The 26,620-nt window shown below is 53.7% G+C and carries 30 protein-coding genes and 1 pseudogene; 14 read left to right on the top strand and 17 right to left on the bottom strand.

The window, feature by feature from the left end; translation table 11 throughout:
• Positions 1 to 4: 4 nt before the first annotated feature.
• From fliJ to AB3175_RS06660, 6 genes are all read left to right on the top strand, one after another.
• Complete coding sequence (gene fliJ, locus AB3175_RS06685) at positions 5 to 445, top strand: flagellar export protein FliJ (RefSeq protein WP_367360175.1); 441 nt, start codon at positions 5 to 7, stop codon at positions 443 to 445.
• Positions 442 to 1,041 (top strand): MotE family protein, encoded by a 600-nt coding sequence (locus AB3175_RS06680; protein WP_367360174.1) that lies wholly within the window; start codon positions 442 to 444, stop codon positions 1,039 to 1,041. Before fliJ ends, AB3175_RS06680 begins: the two co-directional genes overlap by 4 nt.
• A gap of 352 nt (positions 1,042 to 1,393) precedes the next feature.
• Positions 1,394 to 3,322 (top strand): alanine racemase, encoded by a 1,929-nt coding sequence (gene alr / locus AB3175_RS06675; RefSeq protein WP_367360173.1) that lies wholly within the window; start codon positions 1,394 to 1,396, stop codon positions 3,320 to 3,322.
• 119 nt (positions 3,323 to 3,441) lie between these two features.
• Positions 3,442 to 4,437 (top strand): D-alanine--D-alanine ligase family protein, encoded by a 996-nt coding sequence (locus AB3175_RS06670; protein ID WP_367360172.1) that lies wholly within the window; start codon positions 3,442 to 3,444, stop codon positions 4,435 to 4,437.
• Between the two features lie 199 nt (positions 4,438 to 4,636).
• Positions 4,637 to 5,170, top strand: a complete 534-nt coding sequence (locus tag AB3175_RS06665; RefSeq protein WP_367360171.1) for a hypothetical protein — start codon at positions 4,637 to 4,639, stop codon at positions 5,168 to 5,170.
• A gap of 25 nt (positions 5,171 to 5,195) precedes the next feature.
• Positions 5,196 to 5,492 (top strand): FmdB family zinc ribbon protein, encoded by a 297-nt coding sequence (locus tag AB3175_RS06660; RefSeq protein ID WP_367360170.1) that lies wholly within the window; start codon positions 5,196 to 5,198, stop codon positions 5,490 to 5,492.
• Positions 5,493 to 5,619: 127 nt separating this feature from the next.
• On the opposite strand, the gene AB3175_RS06655 is transcribed toward AB3175_RS06660, so the two are convergent.
• Positions 5,620 to 6,357, bottom strand: coding sequence for a hypothetical protein (locus AB3175_RS06655; protein WP_367360169.1), 738 nt, complete (start codon positions 6,355 to 6,357; stop codon positions 5,620 to 5,622).
• A 139-nt stretch (positions 6,358 to 6,496) separates the two neighbouring features.
• Positions 6,497 to 7,549, bottom strand: a complete 1,053-nt coding sequence (selD, locus tag AB3175_RS06650; RefSeq protein ID WP_367360168.1) for a selenide, water dikinase SelD — start codon at positions 7,547 to 7,549, stop codon at positions 6,497 to 6,499.
• A gap of 208 nt (positions 7,550 to 7,757) precedes the next feature.
• Between selD and AB3175_RS06645 the strand changes: the two genes are divergently transcribed.
• Both AB3175_RS06645 and thrC read left to right on the top strand, forming a co-directional pair.
• Entirely contained in the window at positions 7,758 to 8,684 is a 927-nt protein-coding gene (locus tag AB3175_RS06645) for a selenium metabolism-associated LysR family transcriptional regulator (RefSeq protein ID WP_367360167.1), read from the top strand.
• Positions 8,685 to 8,702: 18 nt separating this feature from the next.
• Positions 8,703 to 10,091 (top strand): threonine synthase, encoded by a 1,389-nt coding sequence (gene thrC / locus AB3175_RS06640; RefSeq protein WP_367360166.1) that lies wholly within the window; start codon positions 8,703 to 8,705, stop codon positions 10,089 to 10,091.
• Positions 10,092 to 10,230: 139 nt separating this feature from the next.
• On the opposite strand, the gene AB3175_RS06635 is transcribed toward thrC, so the two are convergent.
• The 6 genes from AB3175_RS06635 to AB3175_RS06610 all read right to left on the bottom strand — a co-directional run bounded on the left by AB3175_RS06635 (position 10,231) and on the right by AB3175_RS06610 (position 14,853).
• Positions 10,231 to 10,431 carry a rubredoxin gene (locus AB3175_RS06635; RefSeq protein WP_367360165.1) on the bottom strand — a complete coding sequence of 67 codons (201 nt, stop codon included), beginning with the start codon at positions 10,429 to 10,431 and terminating at the stop codon, positions 10,231 to 10,233.
• Positions 10,432 to 10,486: 55 nt separating this feature from the next.
• Positions 10,487 to 11,323, bottom strand: a complete 837-nt coding sequence (locus AB3175_RS06630) for a PHP domain-containing protein (RefSeq protein ID WP_367360164.1) — start codon at positions 11,321 to 11,323, stop codon at positions 10,487 to 10,489.
• Between the two features lie 26 nt (positions 11,324 to 11,349).
• Entirely contained in the window at positions 11,350 to 11,637 is a 288-nt protein-coding gene (gene yhbY / locus AB3175_RS06625; RefSeq protein ID WP_367360163.1) for a ribosome assembly RNA-binding protein YhbY, read from the bottom strand.
• A 78-nt stretch (positions 11,638 to 11,715) separates the two neighbouring features.
• The gene (locus AB3175_RS06620) at positions 11,716 to 12,639 is read right to left on the bottom strand and encodes a sulfurtransferase (protein WP_367360162.1); all 924 of its coding nucleotides are present in this window, start codon (positions 12,637 to 12,639) and stop codon (positions 11,716 to 11,718) included.
• A gap of 194 nt (positions 12,640 to 12,833) precedes the next feature.
• Positions 12,834 to 13,889 carry a cytochrome c3 family protein gene (locus AB3175_RS06615; protein WP_367360161.1) on the bottom strand — a complete coding sequence of 352 codons (1,056 nt, stop codon included), beginning with the start codon at positions 13,887 to 13,889 and terminating at the stop codon, positions 12,834 to 12,836.
• A 424-nt stretch (positions 13,890 to 14,313) separates the two neighbouring features.
• Positions 14,314 to 14,853 (bottom strand): hypothetical protein, encoded by a 540-nt coding sequence (locus AB3175_RS06610; protein ID WP_367360160.1) that lies wholly within the window; start codon positions 14,851 to 14,853, stop codon positions 14,314 to 14,316.
• Positions 14,854 to 14,998: 145 nt separating this feature from the next.
• On the opposite strand from AB3175_RS06610, the gene AB3175_RS06605 reads away from it, so the two are divergent.
• The gene (locus AB3175_RS06605) at positions 14,999 to 15,127 is read left to right on the top strand and encodes a hypothetical protein (RefSeq protein ID WP_367360159.1); all 129 of its coding nucleotides are present in this window, start codon (positions 14,999 to 15,001) and stop codon (positions 15,125 to 15,127) included.
• Positions 15,128 to 15,187: 60 nt separating this feature from the next.
• Here AB3175_RS06605 and AB3175_RS06600 read toward each other — a convergent pair whose 3' ends face one another.
• The 8 genes from AB3175_RS06600 to AB3175_RS06565 form a co-directional block, all read right to left on the bottom strand.
• A complete protein-coding gene (locus AB3175_RS06600; protein WP_367360158.1) occupies positions 15,188 to 15,907 on the bottom strand; it encodes a class II glutamine amidotransferase in 720 nt (239 codons plus the stop codon).
• Between the two features lies 1 nt (position 15,908).
• The gene (locus AB3175_RS06595; protein ID WP_367360157.1) at positions 15,909 to 16,439 is read right to left on the bottom strand and encodes a spore maturation protein; all 531 of its coding nucleotides are present in this window, start codon (positions 16,437 to 16,439) and stop codon (positions 15,909 to 15,911) included.
• The gene (locus tag AB3175_RS06590; protein ID WP_367360156.1) at positions 16,436 to 17,011 is read right to left on the bottom strand and encodes a nucleoside recognition domain-containing protein; all 576 of its coding nucleotides are present in this window, start codon (positions 17,009 to 17,011) and stop codon (positions 16,436 to 16,438) included. Before AB3175_RS06590 ends, AB3175_RS06595 begins: the two co-directional genes overlap by 4 nt.
• Positions 17,008 to 17,874 carry an LD-carboxypeptidase gene (locus AB3175_RS06585; protein WP_367360155.1) on the bottom strand — a complete coding sequence of 289 codons (867 nt, stop codon included), beginning with the start codon at positions 17,872 to 17,874 and terminating at the stop codon, positions 17,008 to 17,010. Before AB3175_RS06585 ends, AB3175_RS06590 begins: the two co-directional genes overlap by 4 nt.
• Before the next feature lie 22 nt (positions 17,875 to 17,896).
• A complete protein-coding gene (locus AB3175_RS06580; protein WP_367360154.1) occupies positions 17,897 to 18,853 on the bottom strand; it encodes an NAD(P)-dependent oxidoreductase in 957 nt (318 codons plus the stop codon).
• Positions 18,850 to 19,098, bottom strand: a complete 249-nt coding sequence (locus AB3175_RS06575; protein ID WP_367360153.1) for a putative molybdenum carrier protein — start codon at positions 19,096 to 19,098, stop codon at positions 18,850 to 18,852. The genes AB3175_RS06580 and AB3175_RS06575 overlap by 4 nt, the downstream gene beginning before the upstream one ends.
• A 334-nt stretch (positions 19,099 to 19,432) precedes the next feature.
• Positions 19,433 to 19,891: a pirin-like C-terminal cupin domain-containing protein gene (locus AB3175_RS06570; RefSeq protein WP_367360152.1), complete on the bottom strand. Its 459-nt coding sequence runs from the start codon at positions 19,889 to 19,891 to the stop codon at positions 19,433 to 19,435.
• On the bottom strand, positions 19,888 to 20,280 hold the full coding sequence (locus AB3175_RS06565) for a pirin family protein (RefSeq protein ID WP_367360151.1): 393 nt from the start codon (positions 20,278 to 20,280) through the stop codon (positions 19,888 to 19,890). The genes AB3175_RS06570 and AB3175_RS06565 overlap by 4 nt, the downstream gene beginning before the upstream one ends.
• A 620-nt stretch (positions 20,281 to 20,900) precedes the next feature.
• On the opposite strand from AB3175_RS06565, the pseudogene AB3175_RS06560 reads away from it, so the two are divergent.
• The 4 genes and pseudogenes from AB3175_RS06560 to AB3175_RS06545 form a co-directional block, all read left to right on the top strand.
• Positions 20,901 to 21,011, top strand: a pseudogene (locus tag AB3175_RS06560) (Tim44 domain-containing protein); the annotation flags it as partial.
• Between the two features lie 123 nt (positions 21,012 to 21,134).
• A complete protein-coding gene (locus AB3175_RS06555) occupies positions 21,135 to 21,677 on the top strand; it encodes a DUF502 domain-containing protein (RefSeq protein WP_367360150.1) in 543 nt (180 codons plus the stop codon).
• A 257-nt stretch (positions 21,678 to 21,934) separates the two neighbouring features.
• Positions 21,935 to 22,987: a CNNM domain-containing protein gene (locus AB3175_RS06550; RefSeq protein ID WP_367360149.1), complete on the top strand. Its 1,053-nt coding sequence runs from the start codon at positions 21,935 to 21,937 to the stop codon at positions 22,985 to 22,987.
• Positions 22,988 to 23,101: 114 nt separating this feature from the next.
• Positions 23,102 to 24,313 carry a hypothetical protein gene (locus AB3175_RS06545; RefSeq protein WP_367360148.1) on the top strand — a complete coding sequence of 404 codons (1,212 nt, stop codon included), beginning with the start codon at positions 23,102 to 23,104 and terminating at the stop codon, positions 24,311 to 24,313.
• A gap of 161 nt (positions 24,314 to 24,474) precedes the next feature.
• Here AB3175_RS06545 and AB3175_RS06540 read toward each other — a convergent pair whose 3' ends face one another.
• On the bottom strand, positions 24,475 to 25,836 hold the full coding sequence (locus AB3175_RS06540) for an integron integrase (protein WP_367360147.1): 1,362 nt from the start codon (positions 25,834 to 25,836) through the stop codon (positions 24,475 to 24,477).
• Positions 25,837 to 26,213: 377 nt separating this feature from the next.
• Here AB3175_RS06540 and AB3175_RS06535 point away from each other — a divergent pair, with 377 nt between their 5' ends.
• Positions 26,214 to 26,561: a quaternary ammonium compound efflux SMR transporter QacE delta 1 gene (locus tag AB3175_RS06535; RefSeq protein ID WP_000679427.1), complete on the top strand. Its 348-nt coding sequence runs from the start codon at positions 26,214 to 26,216 to the stop codon at positions 26,559 to 26,561.
• Positions 26,562 to 26,620 lie beyond the last annotated feature (59 nt).

Raw genomic sequence — 26,620 nt, 5'->3', positions numbered from 1 at the left:
TGTCATGTTTAAATTCCCATTGCAGACGGTTCTGGAATACCGGACGATTCTTGAAGAGAGGATGCTGATTCGCTTTTCTGAAGCGGTTCGCCGGATGGAAAAGGAGCAAAAACGTCTCGATGCGCTGGTTCAGAAAAGGGCAGACCTCGTCGGCACGCTGAAGGGCCTGCAGGAAAGCAGGACATCCGTGGAAAAAATCGCCATTCTGTTCAGGGGGATCGAAACGTTGCACGAAGAGGAAAAAGGGCAGAGGGGGATCCTTTCCGAGGCATCGGTCGAAGTCGAGGCAAAGCGCCAAGACCTTCTGGAGGCCGTCAAGAAGAGAAAAATGCTTGAAACGCTGAGAGAAAAAAATCTGGAAGATTATGAACGTTCCTTAGCGGACCTTGATCGCAAGGTCATGGATGAAATGGGAATTCTCCGGTTTGATGGAGCCGAGTCATGAAAAAGGCCTTCTATATTCTTCAAGCCTTCATCCTTTTGGTTTTTCTTGTCAAGATTGCCACCGTCTGCGGCCTGGTGACGTTCATGGAGCTTCCGCACGGATCTGTGCTTTCTGAACGGAGCGCACTGGCGGAGCCAATGCGCCAGGGATCGTCGGAAGCGGCCGTCAGGGATGTCGTGGATGACGAACTGGCCCCGTCGAGAACTCTGTATACGGCTTTACAGGGCCGGCAAAGGGACCTGGACGGAAAGGAAAGCGCCCTCAAGGCCGAAGAGGCGAAGCTGCTGTCGTTGAAGAAAGAAATTGCTGAAAAAATAGACGTTCTGCTCAATCTTGAACAGAAGCTCAATTCCACCATTACGGCCAACAAGGAAGCAGAGGCCAAGCGGTACAAGGACCTGGCCAGAGTGTATGAGGCGACCCCTCCGGCGAAGGCGGGGGCCATGCTCGAAAAGCTGGACCTCAAAACGGCGGCTGGGATCACCATGCACATGAAGCGTGACAAAGCCGGTGTCATCTGGGGTTTCCTGAATCCGCAGAGGGGGGTGGAGATTACCAGGGAAATCACCATGGCCACGCAGAAGGCTCCGGAATGACCCTTGCGGAAATTGTCGTACAACCGCCCCGGCCGCGTCAGGGGGCGCTACCATCCAACCGGGAAGCCTCGGACCGCCTCTCCTGGTCCGAGCCCCTATCCAAAAGGCCCATGCCCCTCCCCGCGTCTCTTCTTGAATCAATCCCTGGAAACCCCTCGATCCGCCTGTGAAATCGGAAAATCTGTTCAAATCCGTCGAACGCTTCTGATGCTGGAAGGAGATTTTCGGCCGGCCTTGACATTCGGGGGAGGTTTGATATCATCAGGCCGTTTTTACCCAATCTGAAAAAGTATTCTACTTCGCGGAATTTATGTCTTTTGCTGGCGATTTGTCATATCGGAGCTGGGTCGAAGTGGACCTGGACAGCTTTACACGGAACTGGTCGGAGCTGCGGCGGCTTGTCGGGCCTTCGGTCAAGATCCTTCAGGTGGTCAAGGCGGATGCTTACGGCCATGGCGCCATCGAGATCTCCCATACGGCGCTGAAGAACGGAGCCGCCTGCCTCGGTGTGGCCAATGCCGACGAAGGCGTACAGCTCCGGGTCAGCGGGATTACCGCCCCGATCATCATTTTGAGCCCGTCCACGAAGGGGGAGATCCGCGAGATCATCAAATACGGATTGACCCCGTCTCTGTCGGATCTTATGTTTGCCGGGGAATTCCAGCGCCACCTTGAAGAGGCGGGCGTGACGGCGCCCGTTCATATCGAGATCGACACGGGAATGGGCCGGGGCGGCATCCTCTGGAACGAAGCCCCCGCCCTGATCAGGAAAATTCTCGCGTTCCCGAATATCGTGGTTGAGGGCCTCTTTTCCCATTTTGCCTCCAGCGAGATCTGCGTCAATTTCAACGAACAGCAGGGGACGCTTTTCCTCGCGCTGGTCGAGAAGCTGTCCGCGGAGGGGATTTCGATCCCGATCAAGCATATGGCCAACAGCGGTGCGATTCTCAATTACCCGCGGTTTTTTCTGGATATGGTGCGTCCCGGCCTTATGTCCTACGGGATTCATCCGGCGACCCAAACGGAGGGGAAAGCCGACCTCTGTCCCGTCATGAGCTTCAAGACCCGGGTGATTCTCCTCAAGGAATTTCCCAAAGGGGCGGGGATCGGCTATAACCGGACCTACATAACGGATCGCCCGTCCCGGATTGCCACCCTTCCCGTAGGGTATGGCGACGGATACGGAATCATCCTGTCCAATCAGGGCGAGGTGCTGATTCGGGGGAAGCGTGTGCCTGTCGTCGGAAGGGTTTCCATGGACATGGTCACCATCGATGTGAGCTCTCTTCCCGATTGCCGGATCGGCGATGAAGCGGTTCTCATGGGGCGGCAGGGCGGTGAGGAAATTTCCGCCAACGACATCGCTTCGCGAATCGGGACCATCAGTTACGATATTCTCTGTACTCTGGGCAAGCGGGCCCCCCGGATTTTTGTGCAGCAGGGCCGAGCCGAAGCCGTCGAACCGCGGCTGCGAAGGATCTTCATCCCCCAGGAAGAGCGGTCCCTGGCGAGGATCGACGGGATGATCCGCCAGTGCTTCCAGGTCAGGGCGCGAAGCGAAGAACTGGGTGACGCCATTTTTTACGAAATGTTTGAGGCGCTCTTCGGAAAAAATGACCGGCCGTTGGAGCTGCGGACGAATTTTCGCTATGATATCACCTTATCCGAACCCGGGGGTGAACAGGCCGGGGAAACGGGGCCGGCAGCCGACGGGTTCCGCGTGACGACCCATATCGAATATACCAAGGTCTTCCGGAATCCCGTCTTTCTCATCGGCTGCGCTCTGGATAACGGTCAGCTCTCCGCTTTTTTTGATGATCCGCTCTGTGAATATCGATGGCTGCTTCAGGATGGCGGCTCCGGAGACGCGGATAAGGATTTCAGGGTGAACCGGGTGCGGATCGACGAGGAGGACATTCCGGTCATCCGAAGGGAGAGCACAAACCGCGGCTATGAAGTCTGGTGCGGCGGCGAGCATCTCAAGGAAAGGCTCGGTCAGCAGGTCAGAGTGGAACTGGAGGTTGTCACCCGCTCATCACGGGGCTGCAGGTTCTTCCCCGTCTATCTTGTTTACCCCACGCGCGGCCTGGAGATTAACTTCCGCTATGAAGGGACGCCCGTTTCCACCGTCCAGGAAATCTGCTTTTTCGCCGGAAAGCACCCCTATCCCGAAATTATCCGGGATCCTGGACGTTGCGTTTCGCTGCGAATTCGTGATGGTGAATGGATCTTCCCCAACAGCGGGGTGACCTTTCTCTGGGACTATGATCCATCGAAGTAGGCTGAACACGCATCAACAGGGTTCCGGTTCAGGCAGGAAGAACGCTTCAGCGCGGAAGGGCGGATCAGTTTGAACAGCACGGCACCAAGAATATCTCCGGAATGAAGAGAGGCGCTTACATGGAAAAGAAAACGGTGGGGTTGTTTTTCGGCGGGTTGAGCAACGAGGCTGACATATCCGTCATCTCGGCAAAAAATATCATCAAGGCCTTTGATTACAGCAAATACAACCTGGTTCTGGTTTACTGGCACAAAAACAACAAATTCTACGTGCTGGAAGACGCCGAGGAAGCAGGTCATCCTTCGGAAGAGCAGGAAATAACCATGGGCGATTTTTCAAGGCTCTTTGATGTCGCCCTGCCGATCACCCATGGCAAATACGGGGAAGACGGGGCATTGCAGGGGCTCTTTGAAATCCAGAAGGTGCCCTATTGTGGATGCCGGGTTTTGAGCTCGAGCTTATGCATGGACAAGGCTGTCTTTAAAACGTTTCTGATCGGCCATGGTATTAGCCAGGTCCCTTTCGACTTTATGGATCTGCGGGGCAGGAAAAAGAGCGATGTCGATCAGTGGGTGGAAAAAATCAAGGGCAGTTTTGAATTGCCGGTTTATATCAAGCCGTCCAATTCCGGTTCGTCCGTTGGAATTACGAAAGTAACCGATTTTAACGAGTTGAAAAAAGCCGTCAGGGAGGCCGCCCGGCACGACGATAAAATCCTGGCCGAGCAGGGGCTTGTAAATCCGAGGGAAATTGAAGTGGCCGTGCTGGGCAATGATGAATTGATCATTTCCGAGCCGGGAGAGCTTTTCCTGGGCGGGGCCTTCTATGATTTCGATGAAAAATACAAGAAAAACAGAACCCGGGTCGCCATTCCGGCCGATCTTGAGGCTGGCGCCAGGGATGAAATCAAAAGCACAACGGAGAAGGTTTACCATCTGTGCGACTGCAAAGGCTTTGCCCGCGTAGATTACCTCCTGTGCGACGGCAGGATTTATCTGAACGAGATCAATACGCTGCCCGGTTTCACCGATATTTCCATGTTTCCGATGCTGATGAAACGTTCGGGCATCAGCTATAAAAACCTGATATCCAGAATTCTGAAGTTGGCGCTCTGATCATTGTTCCGTGGAAGAAAAATTGCGCTTTGACACCGGGAACGCATCGCATGTTGCTTCCGGATATGACTTCAGAATCTTTTCTGTCAAGGGACCGGATAAAAGAAGCGAAATCTCTTCATCGACATATTGACAATTTGAAATTTATGCTTATAATTTGACGGAATTTACATGTTGCATCAGGGAGTTAAGGGATATCATGAGGGACCGGTTTTTCAATCCGTCGCAGATGTCTCTGGCGAAAGCCGCTTTTGACCACGCGGAACAGCTCGTGGCGAATTACTACCGGTTCGGGCGCCGGGCATTTCAGGCGTACCGCTATGATATCCGGACCTTGGCCGAGCTGGAAACCCATGAGATTCAGGATGGGGCCTTTGCCCACCTCTGTCGGTATCGCTATGAAAAGAAGAGGTTTCCGGATGTCTCGCGAAGTTTTCACTTTTATCGCGTCTGCCTTCAGGACAACCGGATCCTGGATGCCGTCGAACGGGCAAACTCCTTTATCAAGTTCGCGCCCCTGATGCTGTATATTGCGGCGCACGAACTGGTTCATGTCATCCGCTTCGATGAAGGCCTTTTTGATTTCGAGGCGCCCCAGGAAGAAAAGATCCGGGAGGAGGAAATCGTCCATTCCATCACCCGACAGATCATGCAGCCGGTTGTGCATCATGATCTCGGCCTCGTCCTTGATTGTTTCAGCAGCCAGTACCAGATTGGAGATTTATACAATTAAGTTATAATACATGGAGGTTTAGGGTATGCCGATTTATGAGTACAAATGCCGGAAATGCGGGAGAGAATTTGAAGTCTTTCAGAAAATCACCGAAGCGCCGGTACAGCAGTGCCAATACTGCCAGGGAAGTGTGGAAAAAATGATTTCCCTTTCTTCCTTTCACCTGACCGGCTCGGGATGGTATGTAACGGATTACGGCGGAAAGAAGTCTTGTGCTCTGGAATCCAGGCAGAAAGAGTCGACCGGCAGCTCGTCCAGTGACACAGCGACCTGCAGCGGCGGCGATTCATCCTGCTGCGCCGGCTGCAAAGCCGCCGAATAGAAGGCCGCGCGAGAAATCTTCGCGTCTCCAAGTGAAAAAAAAGCATCTAATCCTGAGAGATTAGATGCTTTTTTTGTGGATTGACCGGCTCGATCGAAAAGCCTCCAATTCGAGGCATGTACACTGTTTAGCGGGTCATTTTCCTCTTCAGGATTGCGAGACCTGCGAGACCGGGTCCGAAAAGAAGGAGCGCGCCGGGAAGAGGCACAGGTGCCGCCGTTTCCGTGATCGTCAGCTCCACGCCTGCCACGGAGCCCCAGTTTTGACCTCGGGACTCAACGACATAAAGGCTCACAACATCGTCTTTATCGACCGCCAGGTCATTGAGGGCCTGGCCGGCTACCAGGGCATCCAGGAACGTCAGGGCATTCGCTTCGCCATTGTGGCTTGCATGGCTGATCGTTCCTGTCGCAAGAAGGGTGCTGCCGAGGTAGAGGGAAAAGTCGTTGCTCCTGGACACGCCCGCGTGGTCATACCAGATGCACCCGGAAAGGCTGATGGTCCCTGCTTCGGGTGCGGTCCATGTGAGGATGGACTCACCGTATGTTCCACCATTGGAGCTGTCCCAACTGTGCGTGTAGATGTTGTTGTCCGTCCCCTGCCACCACGCAGGCAGGAAATTGCCCCAGGAATTTCCCATGGCAAAGAAATCCATTCCAGCCGTCATGGGGCTTCCCGTGCCCACCTGATGCTGAAGAAGTTCGGAACCTTTCCATACCGCCCAGGTTCCATTGGGGTTGTCGATTTTGCTCCAATCGGTTGCCAGATCATAGGTTGTGGCGCACAGAGCGATCGACGGCGCCAGAAGTAAGGTCAGGAGCAAAACAAGTGCAAAGAATTTTCGTAAACCAAGCCGTCTCATCATTCATCCTCCCTGTTTTTTGACTTCAAAAATGATGACGAACTACACACCCATATCGCGAATTAATCAATACCTGAAAAACCGTATTTTGGGGTGCGGATTTGGCTTACAGGGAGACCCGATTGGCTGAGGAGGGTTCCTCCTATTCAACGATGATCCGGCCGGCTGGGGCGGACAAGACCTCGCCGACGATGGCCGCTTCGGCCAGGCCGGCGGCGTGCACACGGGCGAGACAGGCTTCCGCCTGGTCGGCAGACAGCGCGAAGAACAATCCGCCTGAGGTCTGCGGATCGAAGAGAATGTCGGATCTCCATTCCGGACAGGCTGGACTCAGATCCATCAGGGGCATCCGGAAATCTCGATTCCGGTAAAGGCCTTCGGGAAGGATGCCCATTTCGGCCAGTTCCCGGATTTCCGGGAAAAAGGGAACCCGGTCGGAAAAAATCCGGATGCCGATGTCCTGCCCCTCGATCATTTCCGCGAGGTGGCCGAGGAGTCCGAAGCCGGTGATATCCGTGCAGGCGTGAACGGCCGGGGTTGCCTGGATGATTTCAGCGGCCTTTTTGTTCAGCGCCGCCATGGAGGCGATGGATCGAGCAATCAGGGCTTCCGAGGCGATTCCGGCTTTTATGGCCGTACCGGCGATCCCGGTCCCCAGGGGTTTGGTGAGGATGAGGCGGTCTCCGGGGCGGGATCCGGTATTGAGCAGGACCTTATCCGGATGGACGGTCCCCGTTACGGAAAGGCCGTATTTGAGCTCCTTGTCCTCCACGCTGTGGCCGCCCACCAGCACGACCCCCGCTTCCCGCATCTTGTCCAGACCGCCGAGGAGGATCTGGCGGAGGATGGAGATGTCCATGGTTCTGACCGGGAAGCAGACGATATTCATGGCGGTCAGCGGCAGGCCGCCCATGGCGTACACGTCGCTCAGGGAGTTGGACACGGCAATCTGGCCGAAGGTGTAGGGATCATCCACGATGGGCGTGAAGAAATCCAGGGTCTGAATGAGGGCCAAGTCATCCCGTAATTTGTATACGCCGGCATCTTCACCGTGCTCCATTCCCACAATCAGGTTGGGATCAGAAATCAGGGGAAGATCGGACAACGCTTCACTCAGGTCTCCCGGACCTAATTTGCAGGCTCAACCGGCTCCCGAGACGGTTGTGGTCAGTCGGGGCTTCTTGGGATCCTCCATGAACCATATCTCCAATCTTGAATTTTTTTAAAATCAAGTCCTTGTTTGCCGATGCCTGCCGGCCGCCGCTCAGGGGAAATGCGGCCAGGCAGGTTTGCGAACAGCCATGGACGGCACGAATATAGAAGAAAGCCGCAAAGATGTCAAATTCATCGAGAGACAACAACAGAATTGATTATTCCTATCCGTTATGATAACAGGGCTATCTATGGCATACAATCCTTTTCGGAACATCACATTTCAACAGCTTGAAACCCTGGTCGCCCTCGTCGGAGAGCGGAGCTTCAGCCGGGCTTCACGCAAGGTCTGTCTCACCCAGCCCACCCTGACCAAACACGTCAAAAACATGGAAGAGGATCTGAACGTCCGCCTGGTCAACCGGGAGCGAGCGGGGATTTCCCTGACTCCCGAAGGGAAGGTCCTTTACGATTATGCCCGGAAAGTGCTCCATCTGCGGGAAGAGGCGGGTGAGCGGCTGATCCGGATACAGGATCGCGCTTCGGGAGTGATCGACATTCAGGCAAGTACGATTCCTGCGACCTATCTTCTTCCTTACGTTCTCGGGAGCTTCCATAAAGACCATCCGGAAATCCGGGTTCATGTCCAGATGGCCGACAGCGATGAGTCTCTGGATGCGATCCTGAATGCGGCCTCGGAAATCGGCATCATCGGGAAAAGTCCCCAGAATCCTAAGCTCCACGTGGAAACTCTCTGGGAGGACCGTTTGGTTCTCGCGGTGCCCAGGGGGCATCGTTTCGCCGGCAGGAGGACCGTGTCCTGGAGCGAGCTGGCCGAGGAGCCCTTTGTTGTCCGGGAAAAAGGATCCGGGACCCGGGAGGTCTTCGAAAATTATCTTCGGAATGTTGTCGGCTGGACTCTGTCCCGTCTGCGGGTCGTCGTGGAGCTTGGGAGCTCGGAGGCTGTAAAGGAGGCCGTTCTTGCAGGTCTTGGAATCTCGATGATTTCCGTCCATGCCGTCGACCGGGAGCTTCGTTCCGGTATCCTGTGTGAAGTTCCTGTGGAAGACTGCCGCATTGAGCGTTCTTTTTATTTGATTTATCGCAGACAGCTTGCTTTAATGCGCCACCATCAGATCTTTCTCGATTTTATACGGAGCCATCCCATAAACCGGTAACAGCCCTTGAAGGACATCATGAGAGAAAAAATCCTTTATTACAGTACGAACCGTTATCTTGCCGCCGTAGAAGGCAGAAAGCCCGCGGAACCCGTTTCCTTCCGGGAAGCCCTCCTCCTGGGGCAGGCCCCCGATGAGGGGCTCTATATGCCCGAAACGATTCCCCGGTTATCCCTGAAAGATATCCATCATCTGAAAGGCCGGCCCTACACGGCGGCCGCTCTGCTGGTGGCGGAGGCCTATCTCGGGGCGGATATGCCCCCGGAAACCCTGGCCGCGGTGATCGAGTCGTCCTACAATTACGACGTTCCCCTGGAGAACGTTGTGGATCGCCTGTACGTCCTTCGTCTCGACCGGGGGCCTACGGCGTCGTTCAAGGATTTTGCGGCCCGGATGATGGCCCGCCTGATGAGCCATTTCCGCGACCCGGGGATGCGCCTGAATGTCCTGGTGGCCACGTCGGGGGATACGGGAAGTGCCGTGGGGGAAGCCTTCAAGGGCGTCGATGGGATTGATGTCTATATCCTCTACCCCCGGGATGAGGTAAGCGGACGGCAGAAAAAGCAGCTGGATACGATCGGCGGCAATGTGTGTACGCTGTCCGTGGACGGAAAGTTCGATGACTGCCAGAATCTCGTCAAACAGGCCTTCGCCGATCCGGCCTTGGCCGGCTTGAATCTGACCTCCGCCAATTCAATCAATTTCGGCCGGATTCTTCCCCAGATGATTTATTACGTCTATGCCTATGCCCAGCTTTCCGAGCCTGGAGACGAGATCGTCTTTTCCGTGCCCTCGGGAAACTTCGGGGATGCCCTGGGATGCGAATATGCCAGGCGGATGGGGCTGCCCCTTCGCAGATTGGTGATGCCCACCAACGAAAACGACGAGTTCCCCCGCTTTCTGGAAACCGGAGTGTACGGGAAGATATCTCCTTCCCGCGCCTGTCTTTCCAACGCTATGAATGTCGGTCACCCGAGCAATCTGGCCCGGTTCTTCGAATTGTACGGAGGGACGGTCGATCGGACGGGCGTTGTGCACCGGGTGCCGGACCTGGAAACCATGAGGAGGAACATCTTCTCCGTGGCCGTTTCAGATGAGGAAACCCGGCAGACGATCCGCCGGGCTTATGAACGATACCGGCTCCTTCTGGAGCCACACGGTGCCGTGGGCTGGTGCGGGCTTGAACGCTACCTGGAGCAGGCTGGAAAGACGCCGCTTTGCGTCTGCCTGGAAACGGCCCATCCGGCGAAGTTTCCTGAAGAGATCGAATCGTTGTTGAACATCAGTCCCGAATTGCCGGTCAGCATGCGGGATCTTGATCATCGGTCGGGCAAACCTCTGCCCATGGCCGCCGATTATGAGATCTTCCGCCGTTTTCTGCTGACGACGCTGAAGGCCACGGATTAGGATTCATCCGGCCTTGCGGAGGATGACAGCTCACGGGGGCAGACCGGCAGGGGGCGATCCAGCCTGGTCGCGGCATCCTCAGGGAGGCGGGAACGAAGCCGCTCCGATCATTTGAAGCAAAGCCGTCCGGCAACAAAGGTCATTTTGGTGGCTGGTACATGGGCCGGCTTATCGTAGGCTTAAACTCCGATTTATCCGAGCTGCATAACGGGCATGCCCAGTCGTCAGGCAGATCTTCGAAGGCTGTGCCTGCCGGGATGCCGCCTATGCGGTCCCCGTTTTCCGGATCATAGATGTAACCGCAGACTGCGCACTTGTACTGCTGCTTTTTTTTATCCATCTGATCTGCCCTTCCTTCCCAGCCGTTTCCCGGCAAGCATACCGTTTCTGTGATATCAGGGAACGCCGTATTGGAGAAGCGCCCGGGAGCAGCTTTCGGGAATGAGCCTGGGATAACCGTAATATCCCAGCCTCCCGCCATTATCCCCGTGGAAATCGCTTCCTCCCGTCACAAGCAGATGATGCCGCTTTGCGAGTTCCCCAAAGAGCTTGACATCCTGCTTGTCGTGCATGGTGGCATAAACCTCGATGCCGGCAATTCCCTGATCGGTCAATTCCTGGGTAATGTGCTCGTATTCCCTGTAGTCCCTGCACCTGAGAGACTTAGGATGGGCCAGGACCGGAAGGCCTCCGGCGCTCCGGATGAGACCGATGGCCGATTCCGGTGAGAGCTTTTCCTTGGAGACATACCCTGGAGCGCCCTTGTCAAGATAGGTGCGCAGGGCGGAATGGATATCGGAAGCGTAGCCCTTTTTTATGAGGGCGCGCGCTACATGGGGCTTGCCGGGCGCGGCTCCGTTGGATTCATGGCACACATCCTCGCGGGTTAACTGGACCCCGGCGCGATTCAGCCGTTCAACGATTTTCAGGACCCTCTCTTCGCGGATGCTCTTCAGCTGCGCCAGCTTATCCCGAAAATCCTCGTCATGATGCCGGATCCCATATCCCAGAAGATGAAATTCCCCTGTGGGATAGGAAACGGATAACTCGATAGCCGGAAGAAAGTTTATCCCCTCTTGCCGTGCCTCCCGGGCCGCCTCGTCAAGACCGTCGGCCGTATCATGATCTGCAATGGCGATGACGGTAACACCCTCTTTTGCAGCCATCCTGATGAGATCGGTCGGGGTCATCAAACCGTCCGAGGCTGTGGTGTGGCAGTGAAGGTCTACCATGATGCAATCCTGTTCCCCTCGCTCATTTAAGGCAGGTCAATCTTCGGTTGCTCGGCTTTCCTGTACAGGAGAATGGTCCTTCCCAGGATCTGGGCAATTTCAGCATTGAGAGTCAACGCCATCTGTTCGGCCGCCTCCCGGCGGTCTGAAAGGCTGCTCTCCAGGAGCTTCACCTTGATCAATTCATGATGCGCCAGGGCCGAATCGGTTTCCCGAAGGACGGATTCGGTGAGTTCACCCTTGCCGATCAGCACAACGGGTTTCAGATCATGTCCCATTCCGCGAAGAAATCTCTTCTGCTTACCTGTCAGCATGCAATCTCCAAAATAGGGATGACTTCCAGTGGTGACGAAGAAGGCATCACCTATCCAACTCCTTCATCCCTTTCACGATTACGGCTCTATTTTTGCGTTCGGGTCCTTTGACCATTCCTGCATGGAGCCGTCGTAATTTTTTACATTTGTGTACCCGAGAACTTCATGCAGAATGAACCACCAGGTACTCGCTACCCTTCCCGTATCGCAGTAGACGATGATCCCCCGTGACAAATCGCCGCCCACGACCCCGGATGCCATATTCTTCAACTGATCCTTGGTTTTCAGCGTATAACAGCATGTTTCAAGGTGCTCACCCGGCGGATACTTATCAAACACCTGTGCGGTGGGAAGATTGACCGCCCCTGCGATTCTGCCCGCCTTGGCAACAAAGGGAAGCTTGTTTTTGCCGCTGAAAAATTCCGGCTCCCGGACATCTACAATCAAGGCCTTTCCCAGTTGACTCGTGACGTAGTCTTTATCGGCTAAAAGATTCTTGTTGAATTTTCCCTGGTAAGGCTTAGCCTTTGGTTTTACGATATCCGTTGAGATGGCCCGTTTTTCCCTCATCATCCACTTGGTATATCCCCCATCGAGGATGCCGACGGTCTTGACCCCGGCATATTTCAGAGTCCATGCCACCCGGGATGTGTTGACGCGGTCAGGGCCCGATTCCGTCGTCCCGGCAACGACAACGATCGAATCAGGACCGATGCCCGCGGAACTCAATAGGTCGACAAGTTCATCGTCCTCGGGGAGCTGATTGTCAAAATCGCCCTTTTTGATGGCCCACGTCCCATAGAAGAGACTGATGGCCCCGGGGATGTGGCCTGTCCGATAGTCTTCAACTTTCCGGATATCCACGATGATCAATTTTGGATTGTCAAGATTCTGGTGGAGCCAATCGGTGGAAACAATCGGCGAAAACTCTTCGGCAACCACTGTCAGGGGCAATAAAAAGAACACGATCAAGAGAAGAGCATACATATTGATTTTTTTCATATTGTCTCCTTTCTGCTGATTGGGAGTCGGTCGGCACGAGAATCCGCTTTTCATCTGCGAACGTTCTCCATGCGCTCATCCTTGGTTCGATATGCCTGTGATGATTTCTCCTTTTGCTCGTCATGGTTGAACAGTTATTGAGGAAAGGTTGGTTTGCCGGATTGCCCCACCTCCTTTCATCCTCGAAGCAAAGGTTACCGGGAGATGGCTTTCGGAGTGGAAATCAATCCCTCGTTTGCCTTGGCGCCTCCCTTCAGGAGGGTTTCCCGCGTCAGGAATCCGGTCCTGTCCTTGTGACAGGAATCGCAGGATCGGGTCCGGTCCGTGCGTTTCCTGATGTTGTGGGCAGGGGTGTCCCAGTAATTCGGAAGATTGTCGTAATGGGCCATGCGAATACCTGCCTTCGCAAAGGAATCACGGACGGTGGGAACGACGCGGAGCGTCGTGACCTCATTCCTGTTCCGTGGGTTTTTCCCGAGGATGAATCCAGGTTCGGACTTGGCGCCCGTCCCTTCATGACAGTTGTAGCAATTCCGGTACTGGCCGCCCGAGTGGCAGCCATAGCAGCTCACCTTGCCGAGGTGAACGTTGTGGGCCATCGTCGTCATGGGTTTCTCCGACGTGATGGTTTTGTGGCAGTTCGTGCAAGAGGGGCGGTCCTTCACCTCCTGCTTGGTCATATACTTCTGTCCGTCGCCGTGGAGTTCCTGCTTGTTGTGGCAGTCAAGGCACATCATCCCCTTCTGGTAGTGGACGTCTGTCGTTCCGCCGTATTCACCCGTGTATTCCGGGTAAACGCGCCCCCCGTGACAGAAGGCGCAGGTCTTTGCTTCGTCCTTTTTGACGAATTTGTGGCCCTGGATGAGGCCCATGCTGATTCCGGAAACAGGCGGTGACTTCACGTGACAATCGCCGCAGGAGGCATGGCAGCTCCGGCAGGATTGTTCAAAAACCTTCTTGTCAAAGGTTTTCAGCTCCGCCTTGGAAAAGCGGCCCATGACACCCTGCCTCTGGCCGATTGTTGTATAATGCAGGGATTTTCCATAGGTGTCCGCGATCTTTCCGTGGCAGCGGCCGCAGGTTTTGAGATTGTCCGACGGCCGGCATACCAGCCCCTTATGGGCCGACTCCTTCTTTGTGCTTGTCTTGTCGCCCTTGTGGCAGATGTCGCATCCCTGGGAGAAATGGGGATCTTTGGCTAAAAGTGCGGAGTCGACGAGATAGCCCTTGTAATAATCTTCCGCCTTCACGGGCGGAGGGGCGCCTGCTCACCCCTCGCCTTCACTGTGAAGGGTGGGCATCCTGACCAGGGACTTCATCTTTTGATCGTCCGTGTGGCAGGAGATGCATTGATCGGCAGGTGGATCTGCTCCAACCCATACCGGCAGAAGAAAAAGGAGAAAAGGCAGCAACAAAAGGAAAAAGCGCTTCGTTTTCATAACGTCCTCAACATTCTGTGGCTGAGGCCACTCAATTAAAAGGAATCGAAAAGGATCCGGTCCGTCTTACGCGAAAGCTTGCTCTGAAGTGGCTGTCCCTGACCTAGGAGCTTTTATCCATTCTCGGATAGTATGGGAAGTTTACCACAACATTTCTTTTCATCAATCTTTATTTAAACGCAGAAAGGCCTTGAGCCCTGAAAAGGAAATTGAGGGAGGCGGCGCTCAAATCCGGTCATTTTACGCCGACGAGCCGCATCAGGAAGAGAACCAGGCTCAGGATGGTGAGTCCCGCTGTGAAGACGATCCCGATGATGCAGGCCATCGTGCGCGCCAGGTGAGGCCTTGTAAAGACCATCCGGTGCTCGGGGTCTGAGGGGTTTTCCCCCTTGAGGCCCAGGATCTCAAAGGTGTATCGACCCGGAAAGGCAATGTCGAAGACCCTCAGTTCCCGGGTCGCTTTTTTGAATCCCGAGGTGGTCGTCCGCAAAAAGGCCCTGCGGCTCTTCACCGCCATTCCATCAGGTCCCGTGAGTTCGTATTTCAACGCTGCAAAACGCCTGCTGAGGATGGGGCCTTCCATGCAGAGGACAACCCTGCCCGACTCGGAAAAATTGATCTCCTGGCGATCGCGGAGGGGGACACTGATCAGCCGCGACTCTGCCTCAATCCGGATCACACCGATGATGCATTTTACGAGCAGGATGACAGAGAAGAGAAATACCGGGACGGATATCCAGATGCCGTACTTGTAGATAAAAGAAAGAAATTCCATGTCTATCTCCCTTTAAGCGTTTTTTGCTGAGCATTGTAGCCGCCATTTCCTGCCATTCTATGCCTGGTGAGCCCTTATGACCGATTTTAGGAAGTGACGTTCAATTTCGTATGGTTTGTCATGACACAGAAGATCGTTGTGTCCCATGGTGACAAAGGGCAATAAGCGGTTTCTTCTTCAGGGAATACCGGCGCTCATTCTGCTGACCAGCACCATTGGTTTTCCCAATGTTGCGGCGGCAATTTCCTGGGTCGATAACATGTTGGGGGAATAACGTACAGTCCATAGCGGTCTGTGCTTTCAGGCAAACACATTTCGAGTGAAGTATAGCTTCTCAGGTCGAATCATCGGATCCCTCCTGCACCACCAGAAGTTCTTCCTTCTCCATCATTTTCCAGGGAAGATCCTCCATGATAGGCTGGGAGCAAACAATGCAGGAACTCTCCGAGGAGGCCTTGAAGAGAGAATAGTAATCCGGTTCCCTGGCGTAATCGCGGTAGGCGAACAGGCGTTTCCCATCGCTGAAGAGGCAGTTGAGAGCGGAGAAGGTATAATCCCGCCTGATCAGGGAAACGCTGTTCATAAAGGCCCTGGCCAGGTCAAAAGACGGATCGCTCATGACATGCAGGAAGAAGACTTCCGTATCGAGGGCATCCTCTCCGAGGCCTGGAACGGTTATGCCGGGAATCAGCCCCTGGTAATTGTAGATTGTGCCGTTATGGGCAAAAACCGTGTTTTTGTAGTGGAAGGGATGGGCATGCCGGGACGTGGAGGTGTCGTTCCAGGCGGACTTGCGCAGATGGAGGATCAAAACAGGACATTCCCCGGCTCTTCGGAGAGGGCTCGTGATCTTGTCCGTCTCTTCCAGGACATTCCCGCCGCTTTTGCGGACTTTCCATACACCGTTGAGATAGAAGGCCATTCCCCATCCATCGCCGTGTCCGGGAGGATCGCCGGCCATTACGTGACCGGTTCGGGCGAGATCGCAGAAATGGTTGACGATCTGTCGATGCCTTACGAAGTTGAAATTCGTGATGCCCAGCAGCCTGCACATTTCAGAAAAGGCACCTCACCACGAAAACGGCGGTAACGATTCCGATCAGGTCGGCAACCAGGCACACCGGTACGAGATAGCGGGTTTTCCGGATGCTCACCGCGCCAAGATAAACGGCAAGGACATAAAAGGTGGTTTCCGCACTTCCCATGATCACGGCGGTCATCCGCGTTGCAGCCGAGTCCGGCCCCGTCGTTTTGACGATGTCGGTAAACAGGGCTGTCGAGGCGCTTCCGGAGAGCGGCTTGACGATCGACATGGAGATGACTTCGACGGGGATATCCAGGAAGGAAAAGGCGCTGTAAAAGAGATTCCGGAGACAGTCGAAGGCGCCCGACGCCTGGAAGCCTTTTATGGCCACAAAGATTGCCAGCAGATAGGGGAAGATGTTCAGAATGATTCCCGGCCCTTCTTTCGCGCCGGCAACAAAGGAATCGTAAACCCGGACCTTCTTCAACGTTCCATAGAGGACCGTAAAAAGGAGAAAGAGCGGGATGATGAGGAGGGAGATCGTGTTGAGCTGCCGGATCATTTGAGGATCTTCCTGAACGTGAAGAGAATGAAGAGCGCTGCAACGGCCGAAATGGCGGTGGCAATCAGGACCGGCAGAACGATCTCCGCCGGATTATGGGCGCCATAGGCTGCGAGAATCCCGATGACCGAAAAGGGGATCAACTGGATGCTGGCCGTATTGAGGACGATGAAGATCATCATCTCGAAGGTGATGGTTCCCTTGTCTTTGTTGAGGGTGTCCAGTTCCTGCATGGCTTTGATTCCCAGGGGAGTGGCGGCATTGCCGAGGCCGAAAAGGTTTGCCAGGATGTTGAGCGTAATGGCCGTAAGAGAAGGGTGATCGTCGGGGATGTTTCTGAACAGCCGGGAGAGAACCGGTCGGAATACATGGGCGATCCGGTAGATCAGCCCGGAGTCTTCGAGAATCCGTGTGATCCCCAGCCAGACCGAGACGATGCCCAGCAGGAACAGGGAGATCTCCACCGCCGATTTGGCGCCGTCGAAAACGGCCTGCGTGAAGGGCTCCAGGTTTCCGGTAAAAACGGCGAAGACGATACCGACGGAAAGCAGGATCAGCCAGATGACGTTCATGATCGAACTCCCGGCAGGGACATCTCCTGAATCCGGAGGCTCTTCCGATCCGTATTCAGCTCGACCAGGGCGCCGACGGGCAGAGAAATCTTGTTGTTCCCATGGCCGATATAGGGGCAGGAAACCACGGGGAATTTTATTTCCATCTGCGAGGCGATCATCCCGTACACCTGACTGCTTCTGATCCCGCGGAAATCGCCGAGGATGATCGCCCTGACATCCCGAAACTTGCCGGCAAGGATCCACTGGGTCAGGCAGCGATCGACCGAATGGCTCTTTTCATCCACATCTTCCAGGAAAAGAATCGTCTGCTCCGTATCGAGCTCCCAGTCCGTCTTTATCAGCGCGGTAAGGGTCATGAGATTGCCGCCCTTGAGAACACCCCTGGCCGTACCGGGTTGATAGACCGTTACCGGTGCGCCTTTGAAAAGGTTTCTCTCCGGGTAGCCGTTGACGGCGTTTATAAAGGACTTCAACGTAAAGGGTGACGGTGCGCCCAGGTTCTTAACCATCGGTGCATGAAGGGTGACCATTCCGGTCCGTTCAAAAATGGGGTTGATCAATGCGCTTAAGTCACTGAAACCGGCAAAGAATTTGGGATGGTCGCCAATGAGGTCGAAGTCGATCAAGGGCAGGGCCTTCATGGCTCCATAGCCGCCCCGCACAGCCAGGATCATTGCGATATCCGGGTCCGAAAAGGCCCGGTGGATCTGGTCCGCTTTCTCCTGCGGCGAGAGCGGAGTTGCAGGGAATTCCGGGTTGATGACGTTAAACCCCAGCTCGGCGAGCCGTCGAATCCCGCCGGTAAAATCGCGCCTCTTTTTGATCAGGCAGCTTGGCGTTATCAGAAAGACCTTTCTCACGGCGAGCCCCGTAATTTCATGCTCATGCCTCCCGGGAAGCCGCTCGGCCGACCGTTCGCAGGGATTCCTCGATTCCAAGGCAAAGCAGCCGTGACATCGCTTCCCGCGTCTCGACCGTGGCGGATCCGAGGTGGGGAAGAAGGACCGTTCTCGGCGCGGCAAGCCACCCGGGATTCAGCGTTGGCTCATTGTCGAAAACATCCAGACCGATCCCTCCCAGCCGTCCCTCGTCAAGCAGGTCCATGGCTGCCTGTTCGTCGAAGATCCCGCCCCGGGCCGTATTGATGAGAAAGGCTCCCCGGGGCAGAAGGGCGAGCCGTTCGCGGCCCAGCAGGCCCCTGGTCGTATCCGTCAGCGGGCAGTGGAGGGACAGCACGTCGCTCTGCGGCAGCAGCTCATCCAGGGGCAGGCGTTCGGCGATCTCCACGCCGAAATCCACCGGGGGCTGGTTTCCTTCCCGGTCCCAGAAAAAGACCGTCATCCCGATGGCCCAGGCCCGTCGGGCAAAGGCCCGGCCGATCGGGCCGGATCCCAGAATCCCGCAGGTTTTTCCCGAGAGGCCGGTTCCCAGGAGCAGGTCGGTCGCCCACCCCTTCCACTGGCCGGAGCGCACCAGGGTCTCGCCTTCGCTGACGCGCCGGGTCAGGGAGAGCAGAAGCGTCAGGGCCAGATCGGCTGTGGCATCCGTCAACACGCCGGGCGTATTGACGATGCGAATGCCCCTTTGCCGGCAATAGGCGACGGGGAGATGGTTTATGCCCACGGAATAGGTGCAGATGACCTTCAGGTTCGGGCAGCGTTCCAGATCCGCTTCCGTCAGGGCTCTGAGAGCAGAACGACGAGGGCCTCCGCACTGAGTGAGCGCGGCCGTCCATTCCGGAGACGGGAAGGGAGCGATGCACAGCTCGGGAAAGCTGAGCCCCAGATGTTCAATGTACGGGCCCACCAGGGAGGATGTGGCTAAAATGCGGATGCTCATTTCTTGAACGCCTCCAGAGATGTAAACGTCGATGAATAGATTTCGGGATCCTTTCCCGCCCGCGGCCCGGCGACATTCAACACGCTTATGGAATGTTCGTCGATCCAGGCGCGCACGAAGACGGCCGCCTCGGCGGGAGCCACTTTGTCCAGATCGACGTGCAGACAGGGCTTGCCATGTTGTTCGGCATAGAATTCCGTCACGGCGGAGCCACCCGTCAGGATTCCATAGGACACGATCAGCATTCCATCGGAATCCAGAACATTTCTTTTTCCGTCCTTTGCGAATAGTCGCTGGTCGGCATCTCCTGGAGCCTGTAGGCCTCGGGAACGGTCCGTCCTCCGATTTTCTGCCCTTAGGGGCCGTACCGCTGTAGGGAATGGAATATTGAATGGCGAAATCGAGAGCGGCTCGGTCTGCACCCGTCTGGCCGCCTGAAATGATCCAGAATCATACCCCGCGTAATGTTACAAATCGGCTGCAGCGGATCTGGTGATCCGCCGAACCGCGCTCCTGATCATCCTGTGCCCTTTTTGATGAAGGTCTCCTTCTGGAGTTCGTCGAAGGCACTGGAGCTCTTCAGGTATTCATCACGATGGGACCGCGCCATGCAATGGGTTCTCCGATGGGCTTTCCGGAAACCAGGAGAAACCGGATTCCTTCATCCTCCGTTGATACAGCGATCTCCTCGCCGTCTTCAAAGAGGGCCAGCGCCCCGTTTTCCAGATAGGGCGGCACCTCCAGATCATAATCGTTGCGTCCTTCCGACTCGTAAGAAAAAGGCTTCTTCTCGCCGCAGAAATATCCCTTTCCGGCAATGACATAGGCGAAAACGGTGTGTCCGGCCTTTGTGGGGTGGACATAGGCGGTCTGTGCCGGGAGGGTGACATCGATGTATTCGGGTTCGATGACAATATCGGAAACCGGCCCGGTAATGCCTTCGACGGTTCCGCAGATCACCGCGATGCGTATGCCGCTGTCCAGCCGGAGGATGGGAATCTGGTCCGACCGGATCTCCTGGTAACGGGGGTTCATCATCTTGTAGGCGGCCGGAATTCGCCCAGAGCTGGAAACCCTCCAAGGACGCCGTTGGGATCGCCCTTTGGCATTTCCTGGTGGATGATTCCACTTCCGGCGGTCATCCATTGCACGTCCCCCGAGGAAATCCTTTCCCGCAGATTCCCCATACTGTCCCCATGCTCGACAGCCCCCGTCAACACGTAGGTGATCGTCTCGATGCCGCGATGGGGATGCCATGGAAAACCCGCTGAGATAATCGTCGGGATTGTGACATGAAGTCGGCTCCAGGAGCGAAAGGGATCGAACGGGAATTTCGATGCCCGAAAACCTGCATCAGATGAACGTCCGCCCCCTGAATAATGAGCCTGCTCTTGAAAAACCTTGCGAATTTTCCTGGAAATTGTCATGATCGGATGCTCCCTTTCCGATGCCCGTGGACCGTTTCAGGGTATCTTAACACGATTGCCTGGATTTTCAATGAATGGAATCATCACGGCACAGCCCACGCAGAAGCATGGGTTTCACGCGCTTGTCCGGTATTCTAAGATTTTAGAAGGGGATTTTGCCGCTTTTCAGCCCTTTGTGTAAGCCCTGCAGGCAAGAGCGCGAAATTTGGTTCATCCGGCTGAAGCGTACTTCTCTGATTTCTTGCTTCCTCCTGCCATGCATCATTTCATTCATCAGATAGTAAAATAACTCGATGGTATCCCTTGACGCGACTTAGAAACAGGTGATATCTGGTAATCTCATATGAGATTAACCGGCAAGAAGGTTTATAGATGTCAGTCCCTGATTAAGAAGATCAGCTTAATATCCTTGGCAGGCTTTCTCCTTGTCATTGTCGCAGGCGCCTTCTCCTACAATGACAAGTCCTTGCTGTTTTACGTCCTGGAGATTGACGCTTTTGCCCGTGCAGGCGGCAGCAAGTCCTTCTGTAGCCGGGGCTCACACTCCTACTCGTCGCCAAGTTCACAATCGAAAAGCACTACCAGATCGTCACGGCAGGTGACGACTGCCACGAGCCCGTCTCCTGGCGGGCAGCACAACCGAACCAGTCAGGTTCGACGAATACGGGACCTTCACCCGTCCTGTGGGGAATTATCCCTGGCAGTTATCAGCAATCAACCAACACGAATAATCGCCAAAAGCGGCTGATCATCTCTCCGGATATTGGAGGTGATCAGCTTCATTGTCGATTTGTTTAATAACCCAAAAAGCACATTTGATCTAAAGGTTATCGGATGTGACCCTGGAGAGGTAAGTGAAGAATTTATTAGGTTATTTCATAAAAGGTCTATTGGTATTTGTGCCGGCAGCTTTGACCGTTACGATAATTGTCTGGGTTATCAGGGCGTTCGATGGTCTACTTGATCTTCCAATTCCCGGCCTGGGTTCCGCTATTGCCGTGGCAATCATTACACTGATCGGGTTTTTGGCTTCAAATTACTTTGGAAATAAATTCTTTGCCCTCATAGACCAGGTTTTTATCAGATTGCCCGTGGTCAAATTGTTGTACGCAGCCATTAAAGACTTTACAAATGCATTGGCAGGCGAGAAGAGAAGTTTTGATAAGCCGGTTCTTGTAGAAATAATATCAGGTGGGCCTAAAGTATTGGGATTTATTACAAGGGAAGACCTGAGTATGTTTGCCCTATCAGAACACGTTGCCGTTTACCTGCCTCAGTCATATAATTTTGCCGGTCAGGTACTGATATTTCCGTCGGACAGGGTTAACCCCCTGGATATAGAAAGTTCTAAAGTGATGGCTTTTATTGTTTCCGGCGGGGTTTTAGGAAAGCAATGAATGAAGTGGTCATCTACAACAGAGTTTTTTTTAATTGGCGACCGTATCTTGTAACTCAGAGCGGGATCCTACTGGCACAGGGGTCGCGTGACGAAGTAAATCAGGGTGGAAATGAGTGGTCGCTCGTGCTGATACGTCATTCATTCCGTGCCCCAATCCGTAAGCGGCTGCTTGAAATGGCTTCATTTTTCTGGAGGCCTAAAGCGTAGCTCCCGGAGGAATTTCAGAAAACTCCACTTACACTATCGGTGAGGGAAATGAAGTTATTATTAATTTATCTATTTGCGGCACTTGGATTTTCGTTCCTGTGCTCGCTCCTTGAATCGGCGCTTTTATCGGTCACTCCGGGATTTGTGGGGGCTTACGAAAAAAAAGCGCCCACGACCGGACGTTTGATGCGCGGTTTGAAAGAGAATATCGATCGACCCCTGGCAGCCATCCTGAGCCTGAACACCATGGCGCACACAATTGGCGCCGCAGGAGTCGGCGCCCAATCCTTGATCGTCTTCGGCAGTGCGTATGTCGCTGTCACATCAGCCGTATTAACGTTTTTGATTTTGGTGTTTACGGAAATTATCCCCAAGACGTTCGGCACGCTCTATTGGAGGGAATTGGCCCCTTTTACGGCCCGTACCGTCCATTTGATGATCCTTGTGTTATATCCGCTGGTCATTCTGTGCTTGGCACTTACCCGGCTGATATCTAAAGGCAAAAACGAAAGCGGGTTCAGTCGCGAAGAGTTTCTTGCTATTGCCGATATCGGATTTCAGGAGGGAAAGTTCAGGGAGGAGGAGGCACGGATCATCAAGAATCTGTTTATGCTGAGAAAACTGAGTGCTGATGATGTCTTGACGCCCCGTACGGTCATGTTTACTCTGCCGGCGAGCATGACGGTCGGGGAAGCCGTCAAGGTGCCAGATATCAAGTTCTCCCGGATTCCGATCTATCAGGGCGATCCCGATCATATTGTCGGATTCGTTTTAAAAAGCGACATCTACCTGGAGGCTTCGTGCGGCAACCAGGCCAAACTGCTGATGTCGCTGCGCCGTGACTTGGCAGCGGTTCCGGAAACCGTACCTCTGATTCAAATTTTCGAACACTTTTTGAAACAGCGGCAACAGGCCATGCTTGTAATTGACGAGCACGGAGGGGTCGCCGGCATTGTGACGATGGAGGATCTTATTGAAACATTGCTGGGCATCGAGATAATGGACGAAACAGACACGGTCGCCGACATGCGGGCTCTGGCCAGGCAGCAATGGTTCAAGCGTGCACGCTCCTTGGGAATCGTTGTCGACACAGAGGAATAGTCATCCCGCTCTCCCTCGCCTTTCTTGTCTATGTCGGTTTATTTTTCCATCTTTTTTGTGGCCACGCTCAGACCAGACCGTTCATTAAAGCTCGACAAAACAGGAGACTGAGGCATGAAAAAAACGTCCAGTATCATGATAATGATTTCTGCGGTTCTGGCCCTGCTGTGTTTCGGCTGCAGCATGAATTCGACCACAGTAAAAACCATTACACCGGAAGAAAAAGACGCCCTTCTGCGCTGGTCCCTTAAGGAGCTGGGCAAGGCAAATCAACCATACTGCTGGAGGCACTCCTACGGGCGTGGTGTGGGTGTGCCGGTCAGCGCTTGTCCGGAGGGTCAGGAGAAGGACGCCGGACTTTGCTATCCCACTTGCGAAGACATTGGCATGCCAGGGGCGAAGGGAGTCGGCCCTGTGTGCTGGCAGAGGTGTCCATCTGGGTTCCGTGATGACGGGGCCTACTGCTTTAAGCCGAAGTCCTACGGAAGGGGAGTGGGATTTCCCTGGAAGTTCGGGGACCAGGCTTTTAATCTGAGCAACGCCAAAAAACGCTGCGAGAAGAAGCACGGACAGGGCCAATGTGAAAAGTACGGGGCCATCTATTATCCCAAGTGCAAGCCTGATTATCGGGCGATTGGCTGCTGTGTTTGCAGTCCAAGATGCCCTCCGGGGATGACGGACATTGGCATATCCTGCCAGAAGAAGTCTAAGGGACGCGGAGTAGGCAAGCCGATGAAATGCAAAAAAGGGCAAGTGTATGATGCCGGCCTTTGTTATAAGCCGTGCAAGGAGAATTATCATGGTGTGGGACCTGTCTGCTGGCAGGACTGTCCCAGTACCCAGCCTGTCGATTGTGGTGCTGGATGTGCAACTCATGCAAATCAATGTGCTGACAAGACCATTAAGCAGATATTCGCACCTCTGGAACTTGCACTGAACATAGCGACCGCTGTAACCACGGGAGGTTCAGCCAACGCTGCGGTGAATGCGGCAAAGGCTTCGGCGAAGACTGCGGCAAGGACGACGAGTAAAGCGATAGCAAAGGAAACCATCAAGAAATCAACGAAGACGATAGCTCATGAGATGATGCCTGGCATCCGCTCCAAGCTGAACAAGAAACTTCTCAAAAAGTACTCAAAGGAGATCGCCGAGGAGGTGTGTTGGAATGCAGCGGAGATTCTGGCCGAGGCAACTCTGGCGAGAGAGTCGCCCGACACGAAGGATCTTCTCATGGCTTTGGATCCAACGGGTATTGCTGCCGTGGCTGACGTCTTCACAAATCCCAAGTGTAGTTTTGATGAGGACCCTCCAAGCTTCGGGGAATAAACAAAGATGAACAAGACAGATGGAGAGAATGAATAGACTGACGACACTGTGCGGCCAAAGCCGCCTGCATGACGGGGGACCGTGTCGGCCAGCTCCACAAGCGACTCAGGGGCGTCCCTTGGAATTCCTTATCCCTATTCTCCTTCACTCAAACTGAAACATCAGAAATCCAGGGGGCTCTTTGCCTCTTTCAGCGTCCGGCTCTTGACGGTATGGGTGTATATCATGGTCGTTCTTACATCGCTGTGCCCCAGCAACTCCTGAATCGTTCGGATGTCATAATTCGCCTGCAGTAAATGGCTCGCAAAGCTGTGACGGAATGTATGGGCCGAGGCGCGCTTGCAGATCCGCGATTTGTTCACCGCATCCTTGATCGCCTTTTGGACCAGCGTTTCATGAAGATGATAGCGCCGGTACTCTGCGGCCTCTTTATCATAGGTCAATTGTTTCGCAGGGAAAAACCATTGCCAGATAAACTCCTTTGATGCATTTTTGTATTTTTGTTCCAAGGCATTCACTAGAAACACGCCGGCATATTTTTTATCAAGATCCCTTTGATGAAGTTTTTTCAGGAAACCAAGATGTTTTTGCATTTCGGGTAAAATCGTTTCAGGGAGCGGTACCGTCCGATCTTTCTGTCCTTTACCGTCATGAACCGTCAGGATGCCTGCATCAAAGTTTATGCTATGCACACGAAGTCCCAGACATTCAAAAAGCCGAAGTCCGCAGCCGTAAAGTAATTTCACGACAAGATCACAAGGGTATTCCAAATATTGAAGAATACTCTCAATCTCATCGCGAGACAGAACCACGGGAATATATGGTTTTCGTTTTGCCCTGACAACCCCATCGATTGTTCCGAATTCCTTGTGCAGGATATGTCGATAAAAAAATAACAATGCGTTAAATGCCTGATTTTGCGTTGTGGCAGACACCTGCCGCTTAACCGCCAAAAAGGAAAGAAACTCTTTGACATCCGTGGGGGAAAGTAAAGCCGGAGATTTGCTGCTTGTAAACGCCTGAAACTTCTGTACCCATCCTTTGTATGTCTTGAGAGTTTTAGCAGAGTAATGCCTTACACGGATTTCATCCTCCAATCGTGAGTACTCCGCTCTCCAGGAAGCACCGGAAAGAGAAAGATTCGCCTCTTCAGCTTTAATCGACAGCCCAGTATTCTCATGGAGCTTGGTTTGATGGGAATCATTCCAGGTTGCGTATCCTTGATCATTCATCTGCAAAACGGTTCCTATGCTGTCAGGGTCCTTTGCCTTACAAAGTTCATAATAAAGGTTAATCGCTTTTGCAGCCTGTTCTCGCTGCTCATTCGTCTGTTTCTTGTCCTGTAATTTACGGATAAAAGGAGGCAGGCTGGCGTTTTGAGAAGGATGGAAATGATACTTCCGGCAAAAGTCCAGGTAATAGCGTAACCACTTCTTATAGGTCCCCTGGAAGCTGATTGGAATAGTCTTATTACGTAAAAATACTTCATATTGTTTAAGCAATGCGGGCGGGATGTTCAGCATGAATAATTCTCCTTTTTCTATACATCCTGCAAATCAGTATGTTATACAGAAAGTTAAAATATTTCGTTGAAATAAATCTGTCAAGGCATTAATCTAACCACCATAAATAATAAATGATTACCGAGAGTTCATCGGGACTAAAAATGTATAGGTTATGTAATATGGTAATCGGCGTTCAAGTTCCAGGAGTTAAACATAAAGGCAGTGTCTATCCATCTTTCAGTATATTCTTACGAAAGGAAGGACAGACAGAACCATAGAATTACTTGTTAGATGCACTAAGCACATAATTGCTCACAGCCAAACTATCAGGTCAAGTCTGCTTTTATTATTTTTAAGCGTGCATAATAAGCCCTACACAAATTGGGAGATATATCATGAAAGGCTGGCTTTTTCTTGTTATCGCAATAGTTGGCGAAGTAATCGCAACATCCGCATTAAAATCTAGCGAGGGCTTTACTAAGCTTGCCCCTTCCGCCGTTGTCATAATCGGTTATGGCATCGCATTTTATTTTCTTTCTCTGGTTCTGAAATCCATCCCTGTCGGTGTTGCTTATGCAGTCTGGTCGGGACTCGGCGTCGTCATAATTACAGCCATTGCCTGGTTGCTTCATGGGCAAAAGCTTGATGCGTGGGGCTTTGTAGGTATGGGGCTCATAATTGCTGCCTTTTTGCTCGCCCGATCCCCATCGTGGAAGTCGCTGCGGAGGCCGACGCCATGGTGACGGTGTTCGGCATTCTGAATCTCACCGAGGACTCCTTCTTCGATGAGAGCCGGCGGCTA

The organism is Syntrophus sp. (in: bacteria) (assembly GCF_040768185.1).
In the GTDB taxonomy this organism is placed as follows: domain Bacteria; phylum Desulfobacterota; class Syntrophia; order Syntrophales; family Syntrophaceae; genus Syntrophus; species Syntrophus buswellii.
The sequence above is the reverse complement of the archived record's forward strand: the minus strand, read 5'-3'. Positions and strand labels throughout refer to the sequence as shown.